We start from the raw sequence: 18,257 nt of genomic DNA on the forward strand, positions 1-18,257 counted from the left end.
AGTGCAACAATAAAGAACGATGAGGTGTCTTCAATGAAAACAACCCAAAGTAAACAAATAGAGATTTTACATTACATATGGGAAAAAGTAAACGAACATGGTTATCCACCTACAGTTCGTGAAATTGGTGAGGCTGTCAATCTTTCCTCTACCTCTACAGTTCACGGCCACATTGCTAGGTTAGAACGAAAAGGTTATCTTGTCAAAGACCCTTCAAAACCCAGAGCTTTGGAAGTCACCCAAGAAGGTATGAATGAGCTTGGGATTAGTCCCACTCAAAAACAGATTCCTATTCTTGGAACAGTAACCGCTGGTGAACCAATTCTTGCAGTCGAAGAAGCTACAGACTATTTCCCACTACCTAGTTCACTAAGTAACAGCGACCAACCGCTGTTTATGCTACAAATTCGTGGTGAAAGTATGATAAACACCGGAATTCTTGATGGAGATTTCGTTATCGTCCAAAAGCAATCTACAGCTGAAAACGGTGATATCGTCATTGCCATGACCGATGAAAACGAAGCAACCTGCAAGCGTTTCTTCAAAGAAAGTGATCACTTCAGATTACAACCAGAAAATGATACTATGGCGCCAATAATCCTGAACCGAGTAAGTATCCTCGGCAAAGTTGTAAGCTTATTTAGAGGCGACATTTACTAATACTAATAAACGGAATGAATTGTTAATTCATTCCGTTTATTTTTTTAGAAATCAATGTTCATCTCTTGATCTCTGTAAATTAATTTATCATCTGAACGACCCTTAAGTACAAATCGAGAAGAATCACCGCTTAAATCGTTAGCAGTGTTCGCAGCATCTATTAGACCTTGTTTGTACATGGCCTCATATTCGGAAATGGTCAGTTGATTTCGATTATTTATAATCTGATCAACGGCATGCTTCAATTTAGAGTTATCAAAATCTTGTAGGATACCAGCAAAAAACTCTCCTTGAGCTCCAGAACCATAACTAAACATACCGATCCTATCACCAGCAGATAAAGTATCTGAATTAGCAATTAATGAAATCAAACTTAAGTATAATGAACCCGTATATAAGTTACCAACACGTGAATTATAAATAATTGATTCGTGAAATTCGTGCCAAATCGATTCCATCGAAGGATCATCTTCACCCGCAACAGAACGCAGTGCCTTAATACCCATCTTAGGATAAGGTACGTGGAAGGTTAACGCGGAGAAATCATTGATTGTTAAATCAAATTTCTGTAAAAACTGTTTAAAAGTCCGATTAAAAAAATCAATATAGACATCATTAGAATAATGGCCATCGACTTTAGCTTCCTTGGTATACCCTGGTCGCCAAAAGTCCATAACATTTTTCGAATAAAAAGTACTTCTACCATCAAATTGAATAATTTTTGGTTGGTTGGAAATCAGCATCACAACTGCCCCGCCACCCTGAGTAACTTCGCCAGAGGTATTTAATCCATAGCGAGCAATATCCGCACCAACAACTATTACTTTGCGGTCAGGATGCAAAGTTATATAGTCAATGGCCATTTGTAATCCAGCAGTAGCTCCATAACAAGCCTGCTTGATCTCAAATGCCCGCGCATTATCTGAAATACCTAATAAAGACTGTAAATACATTGAAGCGGCTTTTGAGTTATCAATCCCAGTTTCGGTTCCAAAAATGATCATATCAATAAGCTGCTTATCCTCATCAGACAAAATGTTCGTTGCTGCGTTGGCGGCCATCGAAACAACATCTTGTGATGGAGGAATGACCGACTGTTGCTTTTGTCCGATTCCAACCAAGAATTTATTAGGATCTTGTTGCCGAGCCTTCGCTAAATCAACCATATCGATATAATAAGGTGCTGTATAGAATCCAACTTTTTCAATTCCCACACTCATACTGAATTCCTCCAAAAATAAAACAAACTATGATTGCGATTTACTATCGCTCATCATAGTTTATCAGCATATGTACCTAATTAGCTTCTATCTAAACTTAATTTGGTATTTTTCTGTACCATTAATTGAATCAATAATCATACCGTCTTCGAATGATCCAGCAAATACAAAGCCCTCATGAAAACCGCCTACTGAAACGAATGTCCATTGGATGGTTAGTGAATTGTTGTTAAGTACCGAACCACCAATTCGAATTCCGGATAATTGTCCAGTGGTTCCGTCTGAAATTTCTACTTCTTGATTACCTAAATTTCCATTTACATATAAAGTTAACATTTAATCTCCTACCAATCGTTTTCTAGTGTAATAATATATCATACGAACTCAATAATTGCCATAATCCCAGGGAAGCCTTAAACTTAAATTATAAAATGATTTGGGAGGGTAATTTATGAAAATCAATATTCATCGCTCATCAAGCAATCGACTTTTAGCCGGTGTAATCGGTGGCATTAGTGAACATTTTAACTGGAATGCCAATCTTGTTCGAATCTTATTTGTATTGTTAGCGATTACCCCAATGTTCCCAGGAATTATTGTTTACTTAATTCTTTGGATCCTAATGGGAGATCCTGAATAAAATATTTCAAAACTTTAACGCCCGTTGTTCTGGGCGTTTTTTAATTGCCATTTTGCCAGAAAATACCATAAGAAGGCCAACAAAAAAAATAATACAAAAAATAGCAGAAACAGTTGCAAGAATAAACTCTCAGGCAACATATTGATGACCGGATCTTTGTCTGGATCAAAAATCCAATCCTCATTCCTAAACAATAGTTCATGAAACCAAATGAATACTTGATTAAAATTTACCATCATCATTGCAACGACCATTATAAAGACGGTCACAACAATTTTGATAGGACTCATAATCAACCATGTCAATTTACTGCGCCACAAGTTGCGCCAACAGATAATCATTACCGGTATCAAAATTAATAACACAACGTTATTAAGCATAATCAAATGCCTTACATCCCTAAAATGCAGCAGCCCTGCAGCTGAACTTCTAAAACATTTGAAATTCAGCTGCGATATAAAAGGATTTTGCAGGTAATCAATTATTCTTAAATATTCTTGATGCATCTGAGAAAAGGAAAGACCAGTGAGTGTTTTAAGGTTTTCAGTGTGCATATTAATATCAAATAGCCAAACTGAATTGACTGTTAAAAATATGGCCAAACTCATAGAAAATAAAATAACACACAGACCACTCAGCCACTGTTTCCTAGAAACACTTTTCATCATTTGAATTGCCACTCATCAAGAGAGTCTATCTGATAAGTTGGCTGAATCTCTTGTTGACTGACTTCTTCTTTAGTAGACAACCCTGAATATACTAGCAAAGTATCGATTTCAGCGTTGATTCCCGCCTTAATATCAGTATTATAGTTATCTCCGACCATGATGACTTCATCTTTTGTTAAACCAATTCTTTGTAATGCACTGTTGATGATCATCGCATTTGGTTTACCGATCATTATCGGTTCTTGTTGCGTGGCATGTTCAACAAATTTAACAACTGTTCCGGCGCCAGGCAACATGCCGCGCTCCTTAGGAATATTTGTATCTGGATTAGTCCCGATAAACTTCGATCCATTACGGATTGCCAAAACCGCTTCAGTCAGCTTTTCGTATGTCAAGTCAGAATCCAGCCCCACCACGACGAATTCGGGGTCGACTTTATTCAACTGAAATCCTTTGGCGAGAATTGACTGATATAATCCCATTTCACCGACGATATAAACAGAACTTGCTCTGGGATCGTTGGTCTGGCTCTCCATATAATCAGCTGTAGCCATTCCAGAAGTATAAACATTTTCTTCACTGACATGAATGTCATGATTATTTTCTAAGTCGGCTACAACATCAACGGGTAACTTGGTCGAGTTATTGGTGACGAATAAAAACGGAATCGATTGCTTCTGCAATGATTCAATGAATCTCTTTGCTGCAGGAATTCTTTTTTTACCCGCGTAAACAGTGCCATCTAAATCGATAAAATAGCCCTTGTACTTAGTCATATCATTCTCCTAAATTAATCTTTGTTTTCTTTAATAACAAACTTATGTTTATTGGACGACTTTTTCTCTTGTGTCACTGTTACATTTTTTCGTTTGTTGATTGGAGCTTTCTTTGCAGTAGTCTTTTGTTTAACGTAACCATTCTTTTGTGAATTTCTTCGACGATTGTTCTTTGAATTGTTGCTTCGCTTTCTTTTAGATCCGTCTTGATGACCTGAATTATTGCGACGAGTAATTGGTCTGGCCTCTAAATTATGAACTACAAAATATTTTGCACCAAAATTGACCAATTCCAATACATAATCAGTAATTTCATTAGCGAAAGGTCCTTGAACGTTTGCTCGATCCACTTCAAAGAAGCCCTTCATCCTTAATTGATCATAACTATAATCACCAACAATATAATCATATTGACTAAATGCTGGATTATATCTTTGTCTGAAATCTTCAAAATCAAACGCATCTAAAAATTGTCTATCGATTTCATATTTATGATCATTAACGGTAAATTCTGTTTCAGATTCGCGAACAATTTTAGCCATTGGAGATTGTTGTTCATTTTTTTCAGCCAATAACTCTGCTAGTGCACTTTTTTCCAAATAATTCACCTCCGTTAATTAATACTTATTTGGGGTCAATGGATAGTTTTTAGCTAAATAGTCGCCAAAAACATCCCGTAAGCTTTCATCATATAAAATTTCATTCTTACCAACAATATCGATGGTTGGGAAAAACGGCACAAACAAGTAGTGATCTGGCATGGCCACTTCGTAGGTCTCAATTGGGGAGACAGGTTCTTCATGAAATAACAACTGACCGTTATCATTGAATCTAAGTCCACCATAGTGAAGTAGTCCAAAATACTTACCTCTAAATCCCATGCCCTTTTGTGGAAATTTAACCAAAAAATTGCGGTTCTTTTCCATTTCTTTCATTAACCGCCAAAGATCATAACCATTGAGTGTCACCTTCATCACATGCATGGCATGGGGCAGCATCTGATGTAATTGATTGCGATCAATAACTCCTGCCGGCAAATTTGTTAAAAACAAACCTGAATTTAAGATGCCAATTTTAGTTTGTGCCTTATCCATTATTGCATGTAATCCTTCATCTACCAAACGCGAGTGACCAATAAGGTTGGTGCCCATTTCAGTTGGAATACGAGCAATTTTATTCTTGGCAAGCAACATCTCACCTTGTTTTTCGTATCCTGAAATTTCTGAGGCATCTTCTGGTAACTCAGGTAAATCAGCTGTCTCGATGACCCTAGCTTTCTTTGAAATAACTCGATGATTCTCAAGCTCAAGTGTGATTTCGCCAATATAATGCCCCCACTTTTCAGCGGCAGCTAAAATCGATTGGTTAACTTTCTCTCCATGAACCAAAAGATGATGGGTATGAGAACCAATAATTACTGTTAAATCAGGAAATTTCCTTGCTAAAATTCTATCCTGATTAATTCCTAAATGACTCAATAAAACAACGATATCATACTTACCCTTATTTTGAGCTAACAATTTTGGAATCACTTTTTCAGGTTCAATGGGTTGCCACCCTAAGATTGGATAAGTTAATGAATATGGAGCTGTCATCCCGAGAATTAATACTCTTGTACCCTGTTCTGTCTTAATAATTTTATCAGGTTTTGCCCATGTTGGATAAACATTATTTTTGGCATTTAAAATATTGCCTAATACCACATCAAAATTGGCGTCCTTATATAATTCATCCAATTGGTCATGCGTATTAGTTAACCCCTCATTGTTACCGATTGTGACTGCATCATAATGAATTTGATTGAGCAATTCGACATTGGCTGTACCATTAGTAACTTCAGTTAATGGATGAGCTCGATCCAAAGCGTCTCCTAAATCAACGGTTATAACGGAAGATCCTTTATATTGATTCAAAATTTGCTGGCGTTCAGAAATCAAATATCGTCTGATTCTTGGCCAATTTTCTAAATGAGAATGTAAATCATTTGTATGCAAAATCGTCAATCGTTCTTTCATACTATGTGTCACTTCCTTTTTGCAAAATCAATTTCCTTTTGTTCAACTATTTTTTCAATTTGAGCTGAAGAAAGTGGTGTTCCAAAAGGAACCTTTTCTCCAAGATAATCCAATTCTGGGCTATCAATACCGACATTAATGTCCTCTTTAATTGGCACAGCATAATGATGGATATGACCGTGCAAATTAATAATTTGTTTAACAATGCCCATCATCATTGGATAGTGCGTTAAATAATATTGCCGATGGTTCATCTTAATTAAAGCACCAACATCGTGAAACTCGAATTTCATGCCATCGCCTACTGAATGATTATAGTGCTCTAAATACTTAAATAAATCTCTGGAATCATGATTCCCCTTGATTAGGACTAGGCGCCCATTAAGCTGATCTAATACTTCAAAAATTTGTTCATATGCAGCTTTAGCTGGCCTAGTATGAAGCATAGCAATGTCTCCAAGGTGATATACAATATCATTTTCACCAACTGTTTTATTCCAATTATCAATGATCGTGTTATTCATCTCTTCGACGTTTGCAAATGGTCTTGGAGCAAAATCACTCATACCTAATAACTGTTCATGAAAAAAGTGTGTATCTGATGTAAAGTATTGCATTTTATCGTCTCCAATGCTGTCTTATACAACAATGATAACACCTGGTTATTGGCCTGTAATCTAAAATGCCAGCGATTTTAAGCGACAAAAAAGGTACTGGAGCAACTAAGACATCTCCAGTACCTTGTATATTTGTCGCATGGTTATGTTAAATTATTAATTCTGTTTTACCCGATCTGAAAATACTTTGAATAAATATAAAGCTAATAGCCAAGCAACTGAACCGATTAAAGCAATTAGTGTCTCAGTTTTAAATAGTAAGATGATGCCTACAAACACCAAAAATGCTAAAACGAAATAATCTGAAATTGGATAAAAAGGCATTTTAAATACGAGTTGATTCTCAGAATTATTTTTCTTAACTGACTTGCGATATTTGAGATGGGCAATTACGATTGCCCCCCAAACAAACAAGAAACAGGTAGTGGCAACACTAGAAATAAAACTGAATACATTTCCAGGCATAAATACACTGACAATTACCACTAAAGCAATGACTAAGGTTGAAAATACGATAGCATTAACTGGTATTTGTCGTTTTGATAGCTTACCAATTATCTTACCAAATTTGGATTTACTTTCGAACGTCAACGAAAATAACATTCTACCAGTCGTAAAAATCGAACTATTACATGCTGATAATGCCGCAGTTAGCACAACAAAATTAATAATCATTGCAGCAGAATTAACACCAATTCCTGAAAATACTTGCACAAATGGACTGCTGGTTGGGGAGATATGCTGCCAAGGGAAAATACTCATAAGTGCTAGTAATGAACCCACATAAAACAGAATAACCCTCATAGGAACTTCGTTGATACTTTTAGGAATAATCACATCTGGATCCTGTGTCTCAGATGCTGTCATCCCGATCATCTCAATACCCGCAAAACTAAACAAAACCATTTGAAATGATAACAAGAAGCCAGAAACATGATGAGGAAACATGCCACCTCGGCTAATATTTCCTATCGATGCATATCCGTACGGAGTCTTGTAATGAATAACTACCAAGACAACTCCAACAATGATTAACGCTATGATAGCCACAACCTTAATCATCGCGAACCAAAATTCAGTTTCACCAAATGCCGCAACTGCAAAAATATTAATCAGAAACAAAACCAATAATATTATCAATCCTGTTAACCAGACTGGCATCTTTGGAAACCAAAATTGAATATATAGACCAGAAGCCGTGACCTCTGCCATCGCGATTGCTACCCAACATGTCCAGTATGTCCAACCAATGACAAAATGGGCCTTGTCACCCATATATTTTTTTATGAAATGAACAAACGAGTTACTATTTACATCTGATACTAATAACTCACCGAGCGCTCGCATTAACAAAAAACAAGCAATACCAGCTATTATGTAAGCAAATATGATTGCTGGTCCTGCTAAATGAATAGATTGGCCAGCACCAAGAAACAATCCGGTACCAATTGTACCGCCCAATGCAATCAACTGAACATGTCGATTCTTCAATCCTCGCGACAACTGTTCATCTTCACCATTAGATTGCAAAAATCCACCTCCGAAATAATTACCTATTTAAAGTTACTATGTTATTGTATCATTTATTTTTAATAAATATCAAAAAAGCCGTGAGTTTACTCACGGCTTTTGATTTATATTATTTACGTAATCTTTCGATGTCTCGAACGATCATTAATTCTTCATCAGTAGGAATTAATAATGTCTTCACAGTTGCATCATCAGTACTAATATCTCTTTCGACACCACGAACATTGTTCTTTTCTGGGTCAACTTTGATACCAAAGTATGATAATTGATCAGTAACTTCTTGTCTTAAAGTGATACTATTTTCACCAATACCTGCAGTAAATACCAAGGCATCGATACCACCCATTTCGGCTACATAACTACCAACGTATCTTACCACGCGATTCATGAACATATCACGTGCAAGATGAGCACGATGATTATCATTTTGTGCTTCTTCGACTTCACGCATATCAGCTGAAACACCAGAAATTCCAATCAAACCTGATTTATTATTTAAGATATCAATCATGTCATCATAATTGGTGATATTTTCTTTATCCATAATGTATTGAAGTAACGAAGGATCTACGTCCCCTGAACGAGTCGCCATGGTAATTCCGGCAACTGGAGAAAAGCCCATTGATGTATCATATGACTTACCATCTTTGATTGCGTCGATAGATGCTCCCGCACCAAGATGCAATACAACAAGTTTTAAGTCTTCAAGAGGTTTGCCAAGCATATCAGCTGCTCTTTGTGAGACATAACGGTAACTTGTACCATGCGCACCATATTTTCTTGCCTTGTGTTTTTCATAATATTCATAAGGCAAGCTGTACATATAGTTAATTTCAGGTAATGTAGTGTGGAATGAAGTATCGAACACAGCCACACTGATAACATCAGGCAAGATTTTCTTAAATGCCTTGATTCCCAAAACATTAGCTGGTTCGTGTAAAGGAGCAAATTCTCTCAATGATTCGATTTCGCCCAAAGTCTTATTATCAATAATTACAGAATCAGTGAAGTACTCACCACCTGCAACTACACGATGACCAACACCGGTAATTTCGTTGAAACTTTCTAAAATTTTTAAACTAATTAATTTATCAAGCAACAATTTAATTGCTTCATCATGGTTTTCAATATCTAATGTATCGGTGTATTTTTGACCATCGCCATACTTGATTTCAACATCTGAACTGCCAAGACCAATTCTTTCAATGGCTCCCAAAGCTAACAACTTTTCGTTTGGCATCTCAAAAAGTTTGAATTTTAATGTAGAACTTCCAGCATTAATAGCAATCGATTTTCCCATAATAGTAATTACTCCTCAATTTTATTTGGACATATTATTTTTACGCCACTCATCAATTTCAGTAAGGAAATTTTGAACTCCCTTAGCGTCTTTGAATGACGGAAATTCACCTAACATAACTGGTTCAGCCTGCTTAGCATCGCCACCGACCTTCTGCAAAATTAAAATCGACTTTTGAGCCGTTTCGTTTGCAAATAAATCCTTTGGTAGATTAAGCAATCCCTGTAAATAAACTTTGCCTTGCATCCATTTTAGCAAAGATTTGGCTTCATCGGACTTAAATATTGCAGATGGAACGAGAAAAATTCCCACTCCACCATCCGCTAGATGATTTGCTGCCATCTCAAGAAACAAATGATGAACGAAAGAATGGCCTTTTTCTGCCTTTGTTTCGAAATTAGCAACATTTTCATCAATTGGATAATAGCCGATTGGTAAATCTGAAACAATTAGATCTACCTTGGGAACCATCACGTCGGTGATTGCATCTTCGTGATACAAGTCAGCTTGAATCTGTTGAAGCTCAAATGAACTGGCAGCAATTTCAAACATGGCATCATCATTTTCTAATCCATAGGGATGAGCTTCAACATTAATATTGTTGGTTAGGCCATTGATTACAGTAGTTAATAAGTTTCCTGTTCCCATTGCTGGATCCAGGATACTAAGGGACTGGCGATTTTCTAATAATCCAGAAGCGATATAACTTACTACGTCACCAATTGTATCTGGAGTTAACTGATAATTAGCTTGCAATTGATCCGCCTTTGAAACTTTCAAAATCATCATTTGCAAAGCCTTACGCATCGTATTCGGTTCGTATTCGATTTGATCAAACTTATCGATTTCGGTCTGAATTCTCTTTGCATCAGCATCACTGATTTCTCCACCTTGAGGAGAACCATCAAGAATATCACCCAATGCTTCTATCAGCGCATCCACCGATGACGAATCTCTGGTATTTTTTACAATTCCAGTAATCGTATCGAACACATTAAAAATTTTGGTAATCTGTTCATCACTCAGCTTACTCAGCCCCTTTTCACAAGTATTTGTACTGTTAAATACTACCAGAAAAGGGGTATGAAATTCAAGATAGATATTAGTTCACAAAGTCTATTTTAACGGTAACTTTCGACTAATTCGCCGATATTGCTATGTTGATGATAAAAACCCGTTACTTGAATAATTAAACAGAAAGTGATGATAGTGGCAAATATAATTGCGACGACCGTTAAATAACCTGATTGCTGTTCATTTCTTTGAAGAAACCAAAGCTCGATATCTCTCACCATTTTCAAAAATGACCGTAATTTCCGGTCTATCCTTTGCCTTGCTGAATTCAATTTTCTTAACATTTTGAACGAGCGGAATGTATCCATTAGTTTCACCTGCTAACGTGACGATGTTTTTAACTTTTTTAATCCGATAATACTTGTTATTCGATTTACTATCTAACAAAATTCCTTGTTTCTTTGGATTCTCAAATTTGAATTTAAATTTGTCATTTTCTATCAAACTAATAAATCTATAAAAAGAAATTTGCTGATAGTTCGCGGGGGTGTTCACAATTTTTAAATTCCACAACAAAATACCAAAACTAAATATGATAATTGCCATACTAACAATTGTTTCAGCAAGTAAAAAACCACCGCTATGGTTTCTTATTTTTGGCATTCGCCACCACCTCATATTTAATTCGACTTTGCTCTAAACGAAGATGGTCTTGGACATTTTGTTGATATATTTCATGACTGATCATTAGGTACAAACTACTGAATAAAGTTATGATAGTTAATCCTATCAATGAATCAATCAAGGTAAATCCTGATAGATTATTTTTCCTCAATAACGAAGCCTCCCCAACCCAATTGAATTTTTTGTTTATACACAACTTGATTAAAATCATTTAACCAGCGAATACTTTGTGGACTTGAAAAGCCACTATCTGTAATGATAATTTCCTTATGGTTATTAGGATGAATAGTCGGGGGATACCTAATTTTAAAGCCATCTGTTTTAGAACGATATTCGTAAAAATGAATTTCATTTTTATCACTTTCAATTGAAATTTTAGTCATCGAATGCTTAAGCAAACAATGATTTTGCACAGTTTTAAAACATCGATTATATTCTTCAAAAAATACTCGTTCAGATAATTTTCTCTGACGTAACGCGGTCCCAAAACTAATAGTCAATCCAAGAATTAGTGAAGTCACCATTAACACCACAACACTCTCCGCCACGGTAAATCCCGACCTATTTAACAACTTCATTGTTCTTAATTTCAATTCCACTTGCTTGGGCTTCTTTTAGCTGCTTTTGACTAAGGTAGCCTTTTTTCTGTAAATCAATCAAAGTAACTTTAGATTGATTGGGAAACTCGGTCTCGTACGCATCAAATTGAGATTGAACCACGGATACCATGGCATTTGCATGAATCCCTTGTGCATGTTTACGTTGGTTAGATAAATTGGGGATGATAATTAAAATCAACAGCGAAATTATAAAAAGAACTATTGTCATCTCAATCAACGTAAATCCGCCTGCTTGTTTCTTGATTTTATTGTTTAAAATTGTCTTTTTCATTCTTAATAAATCTCCTTCAATGAGCCATAAATCGGCATCAATAGTTGGTAATATGCCAATACAATTGCTACACCAATGGCGCAAAACATTACAGGCTGCACCAAGTTGATCAATCGGTCGACTCTTCTCGAAAATTCCTCAAAATGCTTCTGGGAATAAGCGTTCATTGATTGGGCAATTTGTGGGGTCGTTAAGCCAGTATTAAAAAAATTGATCATCTCTTTTGAAATAAAGGCATATTTTGACACAACGATCTTGATGTCTACACCATCAACCAATTCTCGGTTTAACGAGGTACCTAAATTGTGTAGCAATGAATTCCTTTCAAAGGTGTTTAACAATTCAATAATTTCTTTACTAGGTAGACCATTTCTTAACATAACAGCCAAATTACCAGCTAAATAATAATTTATATATGACTGCATTACTTGACCCACCAACGGAAATCGAATTAAAATCGCCATCTTTTGAATCTTAGTTTTTTGCTTAACCTCATATGCTGCAGTTCCAAGTATTATCAAGAACATAAAAATCACACACCATGTAAATAAATTATGTGAATCCACTGAAGTATTGGTAGTAGCGATTTCGGAAACACTTGGCATAATCACGACTTTAATTCCCACGACTAATAACGTGAGCATACCCAATAAAAAGAATGGATAAAGCAGAATTTCTTGAATTTTTTTCATTTGTCGTTGTCTTGCTTCAAAGAACCGACCTAGTTCGGTCAAAGTTACCGACAGTTGCCCATGACGTTCAGCCACCATAAGTTGTTGATATGTTTCCACGTCAATAAAAGGTCTAACACTGAGTGCAAACTGCATCCCATTAGACAAATCATTTGCAATTTGACTGACTGCCTTAGCAAGTTTAGGCTCCGTCTCAACCGTGAATTCAAGAGCATGATCAAGTGAAAAACCTGAAGCAATTAAATTCCCGACATTTTTGAAGAAATAAGCTTTGGTATTAATCGGCCACTTATCCGAATTCATAGCGTTCAGCTTCCACATCAGTGATTTCACCATTTGTGACCCCCTGTTTTAAATACATTTGCCACTCATGCCAATCGTAACTAAGATGCTTTAGTTCCTTGGCAGAATGACTGATTAATAAACCTTGCTTTGCACCATCAACTGTCTCCAATATTCTTTGATATGCAACTCCAGTTAGAGCCTGATCAATAAATTGCTGCTCAATTCCAAGATTTTGTAACCGCTGAATAACCCCAGTTGGACTTTGGGAATGAACCGTTGTAAGTACTAAATGTCCTGATAAAGCGGCTTGAATCGCCGCGTTTGCGGTCTGATTATCTCTGATTTCACCAACAATAAATACGTCCGGTCTATGACGAAGTCCCACTTTTATTAATTCAGAATAATTTAATCCAGCGGCCTCATTTATTTGAAGCTGTAAAAAAGATTGATTATTCAACTCAACAGGATCCTCAATTGTCATGATTACCTGTTCTTTGCTCAACTCGGAGGCTAATTTATAGATTGTAGTTGTCTTTCCAGAACCAGTTGGGCCGGCAAATACAATCATTCCCCGCCGATCGCACAAACTGCGAACATTGGAATATTCACATCCATTTAGAAAATGGATATCATCTGACTCGCTGTCATAAATCACCCTCATAACAAGTGATTCATTACCTTCCACATCTCCTACAGTAGACAAACGAATTGGGTATTTTTGCCACATAATTCTTCCCATTTGTGGCCGACGTTTTTCACTAACTACCATCTTGGCAGCATACTTTAAACAGTTAATTATTTGATTTGCATTATTAATATTAACGTTGTCATATCCGGTCAAACCGTGGCTAGTACGCATTGCTATCCGATATTCTTGACCTTCACAAAGAAAATAAATGTCAGAACTTTTCTTTTCAGTGGCGATCGTTAACATGTTTTCAATATATTTTTCAATTTCCATAAAATTCACCTCGCAACAGTTAATTACGTAATTTCATGAAAAAAACAACAAAAAAAGCCAACCTTTTTCAAGGTTGGCTAAAAATATATATTTTTTATTCTTCTGATTCAGGCAAAACGGCTGCTTCATAAACGTCTTGCACATCATCATTGTCTTCAAGCTCGTCGATCAAACCAGTGTATTGTGAAATCTTATCTGCAGGAACTTCAGTAGTTGTTTCTGGGAACAAACGAACTTCTGCAGTTTCCAAATTGTAACCTTTGGCTTGAAGTGCATCACGAGCACTTGCTAAAGATTGTGAGTCAGTGAAGATTTCAAACATGTCATCAGTAGTTTGCATGTCATCAGCACCAGCATCTAAGGCGTCCATTAACATAGTGTCTTCATCAGTATCAAGGTCTTCACGAAGGATTTCAATAATTCCCTTACGATCGAACATATATGAAACCGAACCACTAGCACCAAGAGAACCACCATGATGAGTGAATGCTGAACGAACAGCAGCTGCAGTACGGTTCTTGTTATCTGTCAATGCAGAAACCATGATTGCAGTACCGCCTGGTCCATATCCTTCATAAGTGATTTCTTCGAACTTAGCTCCACCAACACCTGATGCCTTATCAATAGCGCGTTGAACGTTATCTTTAGGCATGTTAGCTGCACGAGCTTTGTCCATTACCAAACGAAGTTGTGGGTTATTGTCTGGATCAGGATCACCTGCTTTAGCGGCTTGGTACAAGTCACGAGAAATCTTTTGGAAAATTTTTCCACGTTTTGCATCCTGAGCGTTTTTACGACCTTGAATATTATGCCATTTTGAATGTCCTGACATTTCCTTAACAACTCTTTTCTAAAATTAATTTAGTTACTGTTTACATACCCTATGAGTTTACCAAATTAAGCGCCCCGTTTCAAGGACACCAGTTAATTAGTCTCTTTCCTACGGTATTTATTAGTCAATTACGTTTTCATGACTGATAAAACTCGCAATTAACTTACCCATGTAACCAGGTGATTCTTTCATCCCTCTATGCAACCAATTTAAAGACAGATTAATGACAGCACCACTCATAAAATCATTCCAATAATCTTGATTCATTCTACTGATTTCATCGGTATAACTACCTGTAATACCAACCTTTGAACCAAAATAGTAACAAAAAATCTTCAGGTTCAACCGGCATTTCACAAAACCAAAAAGATCAAATCATTCAAAAACAATATAACAAAGTGATTGCCAATCAAAAGCGACCATTATCTGCCACTATAAAGAACAGCATTCATAAGCAAATTACCACCTCTGTGACTAAAGAAATCAATAATCAAAACAAATTGATCAATCAGATTATTCATTATGTTCAGGTGACAAGTCATAATGAATTAACCCATGCGTTCATCCGACCATATCAATTGGCAATTCCATTTTTGGTCTTGCAAGCTTGATTAGCCTACTTTTTTACAAGAAAAGGATTTAAAAATAAAAACGCAGCTCAGATAAATAAGCTGCGTTTTTTAGTATCAATCTTTATTTAGTTGAATCACGTTTCATCAAACCATAAGGCAAAATCACGTTTTTATCATCAATCGGTTCATCATTCATCAATTTAGTTAACAAACGCATTGCAACCGCACCAATATCATAAAGTGGCTGTGTGATTGATGACATCTTAGGTCTAACCATTTCAGTTAGCTTAGTATCGTTACTAGTGATAACTTCAAAGTCGCTAGGTACATTAACACCTGCATCAGTCATACCATTCACAATTCCGGCAGCCAATTCATCATCAGTCACCATAGCAGCAGTAGCTTTTGCTGATGCCAAAGCGGGCTGTAAAAGGGTTCCAGTTTTGTATGAACTATCAGTTTCAAAAACTAACTTATCATCAAATGGAATGCCAACTTCTTTAAGTGCTTGCTTGTATCCTTTCAATCGATACTTACTGTTGATTGGTTGACTTAATGGTCCACAAACAAACGCAACCCGTTTGTTGCCTCGGTCAATCAAGCTCTTAACTTCTTCTTGAACAGCGGCAGCATAATCAATATTCACGCTGGGTTGAATTTGTTCTTCATCGATCGAACCTGCTAATACGATTGGTGTTTTAGTACGTTTGAATTCTTCTCTTAATTCTTCGGTGATATTATTACCCATGAAAATAATTCCATCAACCTGTTTAGATAAAAGCGTGTTTAAAACAGTAACTTCTTTTTCACCATTCGAATCTGAACTGGTTAAAATGATGTTGTACTTATACATAGTAGCAACATCATCAATTCCTCGAGCAAGTGCAGAGAAGTACAGATTAGTTACATCCGGCATAATTACACCGACAGTTGTCGTCTTTTTACTTGCCAAGCCACGAGCAACGGCGTTGGGACGGTAGTCTAGTTTATCGATAACATCCAAGACTTTTTTTCTAGTAGCTGGTTTTACGTTGTTATTCCCGTTAACAACACGAGAAACCGTCGCCATTGACACATTGGCTTCACGAGCAACGTCATAAATTGTTACAGTTTGTTTATCCATAAGTGATAGCCCTTCCTTTGAAGACACAATATGTTTTCATTTGTTTTCAAAACATTATCAAATATAACAAAATTTTTCTCTCATAGCAATTTGAAAACGTTTTCATTATAAATGATAAACTAAGATTGATATTTTTTCAAGAGGAATAGCCATCCCCTATTTTCACGTATGCTATACTGAAATCACTATATATAAGGGAGTGTTTTGATTGAGCAAGATTGAACAAATACAAAATTGGCTTTCAGATAATCATAATTCTGCAGCTTTGATCACTGATCCTAAAACAATTCAATACTTGACTGGATTCTACAGTGACCCAGTTGAACGAGTATTGATGATGGTTGTTTTTAGAGATAGCGATCCATTCATTTTTGGGCCTGCCCTAGAAGTTGAAGCTATTAAGGATACTGGTTTCACAGGTCCTGTATATGGTTACTTAGATCATGAAAATCCTTGGAAAATGATTGCCGATCAAATTGACAGCCGAAAACTCAATGAAAAAGATTTCGCCATTGAAAAAACAGCTTTAACAGTTGATAGATTTGAACAACTCAAAAAAGTGTTGTCAACTGCATCATTTACAAACGATATTACCCCATTTATTGAAAAAATGCGGTTGATTAAATCAGATGATGAAATTGAAAAATTAAACGTCGCTGGAGAATGGGCCGACTTCGCTTTCAAAGTTGGTTTTGAAGCCGTGAAAAAAGGTGTTCCAGAATCAGCTGTTGCTGCTGAACTCGAATACGCATTAAAGAAAAAAGGTATTATGGAAATGAGTTTTGATACCTTAATTCAAGCCGGTGCCCATGCTGCTGAACCTCATGGAGCTACATCAGGTAATTTGATCAGCGACAATCAGCTTGTACTTTTTGATCTTGGAACCGTTTGGGAAGGTTACATCAGTGATGCTTCAAGAACTGTTGCGGTTGGTAAACCCGACGATAAATCAATGGATATTTATAATGTTTGTCTTGAAGCACAATTAACAGCGCAAGATGCTGCCAAGCCAGGAATCACAGCGGCTGAACTTGACAAAGTTGCTCGAGACGTAATCGATAAGGCCGGCTACGGTGAATACTTTATTCATCGACTTGGCCATGGAATGGGTATGAGCGAACACGAATTTCCTTCAATCATGGAAGGAAACGACATGGTCCTTCAAACAGGTATGTGTTTCTCAATTGAACCAGGAATTTATATTCCAAATGTTGCAGGTGTCAGAATTGAAGACTGTGTTCACATCACAGATTCTGGTTGTGAACCATTTACTCACACTACTAAAGAATTACAATACGTGGATTAATCATTTAAAAAAAGCAGTTTAGAAAATTAATTTTCTAAACTGCTTTTTTGTTCGTTATTATTAAAATACAGTGACTGTCCCATCAGGATAGATCATAACAGTATCTGTCAATTCATAACCATCACTATCATCAAAAACCTCTTTAGGATCAACGACAATATCAACTTGACTGTCATCTTCGTCAAAATCGTCATTGGTCTGGTTATTCTTAAAAGAATCCATGGTTGTCTTTGCTTTTTGGGAAGACTGTTTCATTTGTTCAGAAATTATCTCGCGTGCATCATAGATTGCATCTTCAGCATAAAATGCGTAGTCGACTGCACAATCTCTTAAATCTTCTGCACGATTCTTAATTTCTTGTTTAAGTTGTTTTTTATTATCTTCATCTAATCTCTGATAAGCGGCGTAAATTCCGGCACCAAGTAATCCAGCAAAGATTCCGCCAGTAAATTTCTTTCCCATACCATCAAC

The 18,257-nt window shown here is 36.4% G+C and carries 24 protein-coding genes; 4 read left to right on the top strand and 20 right to left on the bottom strand.

What is annotated here, in order from left to right; genetic code table 11:
* Positions 1–33: 33 nt before the first annotated feature.
* Entirely contained in the window at positions 34–660 is a 627-nt protein-coding gene (lexA, locus tag O0236_RS05910; RefSeq protein WP_268913182.1) for a transcriptional repressor LexA, read from the top strand.
* A 44-nt stretch (positions 661–704) separates the two neighbouring features.
* On the opposite strand, the gene O0236_RS05915 is transcribed toward lexA, so the two are convergent.
* Together O0236_RS05915 and O0236_RS05920 are read right to left on the bottom strand one after the other, a co-directional pair.
* Entirely contained in the window at positions 705–1,880 is a 1,176-nt protein-coding gene (locus O0236_RS05915) for a hydroxymethylglutaryl-CoA synthase (protein ID WP_268913184.1), read from the bottom strand.
* 87 nt (positions 1,881–1,967) lie between these two features.
* On the bottom strand, positions 1,968–2,216 hold the full coding sequence (locus tag O0236_RS05920; protein ID WP_268913185.1) for a hypothetical protein: 249 nt from the start codon (positions 2,214–2,216) through the stop codon (positions 1,968–1,970).
* A 115-nt stretch (positions 2,217–2,331) separates the two neighbouring features.
* Here O0236_RS05920 and O0236_RS05925 point away from each other — a divergent pair, with 115 nt between their 5' ends.
* Complete coding sequence (locus tag O0236_RS05925; RefSeq protein ID WP_268913186.1) at positions 2,332–2,520, top strand: PspC domain-containing protein; 189 nt, start codon at positions 2,332–2,334, stop codon at positions 2,518–2,520.
* A 14-nt stretch (positions 2,521–2,534) separates the two neighbouring features.
* Here the strand turns inward: O0236_RS05925 and O0236_RS05930 are convergent, their stop codons facing one another.
* From O0236_RS05930 to O0236_RS06005, 16 genes are all read right to left on the bottom strand, one after another.
* The gene (locus tag O0236_RS05930; protein WP_268913187.1) at positions 2,535–3,188 is read right to left on the bottom strand and encodes a TIGR01906 family membrane protein; all 654 of its coding nucleotides are present in this window, start codon (positions 3,186–3,188) and stop codon (positions 2,535–2,537) included.
* Positions 3,185–3,964 carry a TIGR01457 family HAD-type hydrolase gene (locus O0236_RS05935; protein WP_268913188.1) on the bottom strand — a complete coding sequence of 260 codons (780 nt, stop codon included), beginning with the start codon at positions 3,962–3,964 and terminating at the stop codon, positions 3,185–3,187. Before O0236_RS05935 ends, O0236_RS05930 begins: the two co-directional genes overlap by 4 nt.
* Positions 3,965–3,978: 14 nt before the next feature.
* Positions 3,979–4,563 (bottom strand): YutD family protein, encoded by a 585-nt coding sequence (locus O0236_RS05940; protein ID WP_268913189.1) that lies wholly within the window; start codon positions 4,561–4,563, stop codon positions 3,979–3,981.
* 18 nt (positions 4,564–4,581) lie between these two features.
* Positions 4,582–5,979, bottom strand: coding sequence for a bifunctional metallophosphatase/5'-nucleotidase (locus tag O0236_RS05945; protein ID WP_268913190.1), 1,398 nt, complete (start codon positions 5,977–5,979; stop codon positions 4,582–4,584).
* A gap of 8 nt (positions 5,980–5,987) precedes the next feature.
* Positions 5,988–6,596: a metallophosphoesterase gene (locus O0236_RS05950; RefSeq protein ID WP_268913192.1), complete on the bottom strand. Its 609-nt coding sequence runs from the start codon at positions 6,594–6,596 to the stop codon at positions 5,988–5,990.
* Positions 6,597–6,752: 156 nt separating this feature from the next.
* Complete coding sequence (locus O0236_RS05955) at positions 6,753–8,126, bottom strand: amino acid permease (RefSeq protein ID WP_268913193.1); 1,374 nt, start codon at positions 8,124–8,126, stop codon at positions 6,753–6,755.
* Between the two features lie 109 nt (positions 8,127–8,235).
* Complete coding sequence (locus O0236_RS05960; RefSeq protein WP_268913194.1) at positions 8,236–9,426, bottom strand: acetate/propionate family kinase; 1,191 nt, start codon at positions 9,424–9,426, stop codon at positions 8,236–8,238.
* Between the two features lie 21 nt (positions 9,427–9,447).
* On the bottom strand, positions 9,448–10,419 hold the full coding sequence (locus O0236_RS05965) for a class I SAM-dependent methyltransferase (RefSeq protein ID WP_268913195.1): 972 nt from the start codon (positions 10,417–10,419) through the stop codon (positions 9,448–9,450).
* Between the two features lie 261 nt (positions 10,420–10,680).
* Positions 10,681–11,103 (bottom strand): ComGF family competence protein, encoded by a 423-nt coding sequence (locus O0236_RS05970; RefSeq protein ID WP_268913196.1) that lies wholly within the window; start codon positions 11,101–11,103, stop codon positions 10,681–10,683.
* Positions 11,081–11,275, bottom strand: a complete 195-nt coding sequence (locus O0236_RS05975; protein ID WP_268913197.1) for a type II secretion system protein — start codon at positions 11,273–11,275, stop codon at positions 11,081–11,083. Before O0236_RS05975 ends, O0236_RS05970 begins: the two co-directional genes overlap by 23 nt.
* Positions 11,262–11,648 (bottom strand): hypothetical protein, encoded by a 387-nt coding sequence (locus tag O0236_RS05980; protein ID WP_268913198.1) that lies wholly within the window; start codon positions 11,646–11,648, stop codon positions 11,262–11,264. Before O0236_RS05980 ends, O0236_RS05975 begins: the two co-directional genes overlap by 14 nt.
* Positions 11,649–11,685: 37 nt before the next feature.
* The gene (gene comGC, locus O0236_RS05985; RefSeq protein ID WP_268913199.1) at positions 11,686–12,015 is read right to left on the bottom strand and encodes a competence type IV pilus major pilin ComGC; all 330 of its coding nucleotides are present in this window, start codon (positions 12,013–12,015) and stop codon (positions 11,686–11,688) included.
* A 2-nt stretch (positions 12,016–12,017) separates the two neighbouring features.
* A complete protein-coding gene (locus O0236_RS05990) occupies positions 12,018–13,043 on the bottom strand; it encodes a type II secretion system F family protein (RefSeq protein ID WP_268913200.1) in 1,026 nt (341 codons plus the stop codon).
* A complete protein-coding gene (gene comGA / locus O0236_RS05995; RefSeq protein ID WP_268913201.1) occupies positions 12,997–13,953 on the bottom strand; it encodes a competence type IV pilus ATPase ComGA in 957 nt (318 codons plus the stop codon). The genes O0236_RS05990 and comGA overlap by 47 nt, the downstream gene beginning before the upstream one ends.
* A gap of 94 nt (positions 13,954–14,047) precedes the next feature.
* Positions 14,048–14,785, bottom strand: coding sequence for a YebC/PmpR family DNA-binding transcriptional regulator (locus O0236_RS06000; RefSeq protein WP_268913202.1), 738 nt, complete (start codon positions 14,783–14,785; stop codon positions 14,048–14,050).
* A 120-nt stretch (positions 14,786–14,905) separates the two neighbouring features.
* On the bottom strand, positions 14,906–15,142 hold the full coding sequence (locus O0236_RS06005) for a TetR-like C-terminal domain-containing protein (protein ID WP_268913203.1): 237 nt from the start codon (positions 15,140–15,142) through the stop codon (positions 14,906–14,908).
* On the opposite strand from O0236_RS06005, the gene O0236_RS06010 reads away from it, so the two are divergent.
* Positions 15,094–15,396 carry a hypothetical protein gene (locus tag O0236_RS06010; RefSeq protein ID WP_268913313.1) on the top strand — a complete coding sequence of 101 codons (303 nt, stop codon included), beginning with the start codon at positions 15,094–15,096 and terminating at the stop codon, positions 15,394–15,396. The genes O0236_RS06005 and O0236_RS06010 overlap by 49 nt on opposite strands.
* An 82-nt stretch (positions 15,397–15,478) precedes the next feature.
* Here the strand turns inward: O0236_RS06010 and ccpA are convergent, their stop codons facing one another.
* Positions 15,479–16,480, bottom strand: a complete 1,002-nt coding sequence (ccpA, locus tag O0236_RS06015; protein WP_268913204.1) for a catabolite control protein A — start codon at positions 16,478–16,480, stop codon at positions 15,479–15,481.
* A gap of 208 nt (positions 16,481–16,688) precedes the next feature.
* On the opposite strand from ccpA, the gene O0236_RS06020 reads away from it, so the two are divergent.
* Positions 16,689–17,786 carry a M24 family metallopeptidase gene (locus tag O0236_RS06020; protein ID WP_268913205.1) on the top strand — a complete coding sequence of 366 codons (1,098 nt, stop codon included), beginning with the start codon at positions 16,689–16,691 and terminating at the stop codon, positions 17,784–17,786.
* Between the two features lie 60 nt (positions 17,787–17,846).
* Here O0236_RS06020 and O0236_RS06025 read toward each other — a convergent pair whose 3' ends face one another.
* On the bottom strand, positions 17,847–18,248 hold the full coding sequence (locus O0236_RS06025) for a YtxH domain-containing protein (protein ID WP_268913206.1): 402 nt from the start codon (positions 18,246–18,248) through the stop codon (positions 17,847–17,849).
* Between the last annotated feature and the right edge of the window lie 9 nt (positions 18,249–18,257).

It is taken from the genome of Lentilactobacillus sp. SPB1-3, from assembly GCF_026913205.2.
Taxonomy (GTDB): Bacteria; Bacillota; Bacilli; order Lactobacillales; family Lactobacillaceae; genus Lentilactobacillus; species Lentilactobacillus terminaliae.

Coding starts and splice junctions, on each gene's coding strand:
- O0236_RS05935 (WP_268913188.1), bottom strand. CDS start 3,964: ATGACTAAGTACAAGGGCTATTTTATCGATTTAGATGGCACTGTTTAC.
- O0236_RS06000 (WP_268913202.1), bottom strand. CDS start 14,785: ATGTCAGGACATTCAAAATGGCATAATATTCAAGGTCGTAAAAACGCT.
- O0236_RS05950 (WP_268913192.1), bottom strand. CDS start 6,596: ATGCAATACTTTACATCAGATACACACTTTTTTCATGAACAGTTATTA.
- O0236_RS05990 (WP_268913200.1), bottom strand. CDS start 13,043: ATGGTGAAATCACTGATGTGGAAGCTGAACGCTATGAATTCGGATAAG.
- O0236_RS05925 (WP_268913186.1), top strand. CDS start 2,332: ATGAAAATCAATATTCATCGCTCATCAAGCAATCGACTTTTAGCCGGT.
- O0236_RS05920 (WP_268913185.1), bottom strand. CDS start 2,216: ATGTTAACTTTATATGTAAATGGAAATTTAGGTAATCAAGAAGTAGAA.
- O0236_RS05915 (WP_268913184.1), bottom strand. CDS start 1,880: ATGAGTGTGGGAATTGAAAAAGTTGGATTCTATACAGCACCTTATTAT.
- O0236_RS05930 (WP_268913187.1), bottom strand. CDS start 3,188: ATGATGAAAAGTGTTTCTAGGAAACAGTGGCTGAGTGGTCTGTGTGTT.
- comGC (WP_268913199.1), bottom strand. CDS start 12,015: ATGAAAAAGACAATTTTAAACAATAAAATCAAGAAACAAGCAGGCGGA.
- O0236_RS06025 (WP_268913206.1), bottom strand. CDS start 18,248: ATGGGAAAGAAATTTACTGGCGGAATCTTTGCTGGATTACTTGGTGCC.
- comGA (WP_268913201.1), bottom strand. CDS start 13,953: ATGGAAATTGAAAAATATATTGAAAACATGTTAACGATCGCCACTGAA.
- O0236_RS05945 (WP_268913190.1), bottom strand. CDS start 5,979: ATGAAAGAACGATTGACGATTTTGCATACAAATGATTTACATTCTCAT.
- O0236_RS05980 (WP_268913198.1), bottom strand. CDS start 11,648: ATGGTGACTTCACTAATTCTTGGATTGACTATTAGTTTTGGGACCGCG.
- lexA (WP_268913182.1), top strand. CDS start 34: ATGAAAACAACCCAAAGTAAACAAATAGAGATTTTACATTACATATGG.
- ccpA (WP_268913204.1), bottom strand. CDS start 16,480: ATGGATAAACAAACTGTAACAATTTATGACGTTGCTCGTGAAGCCAAT.
- O0236_RS05960 (WP_268913194.1), bottom strand. CDS start 9,426: ATGGGAAAATCGATTGCTATTAATGCTGGAAGTTCTACATTAAAATTC.
- O0236_RS05970 (WP_268913196.1), bottom strand. CDS start 11,103: ATGCCAAAAATAAGAAACCATAGCGGTGGTTTTTTACTTGCTGAAACA.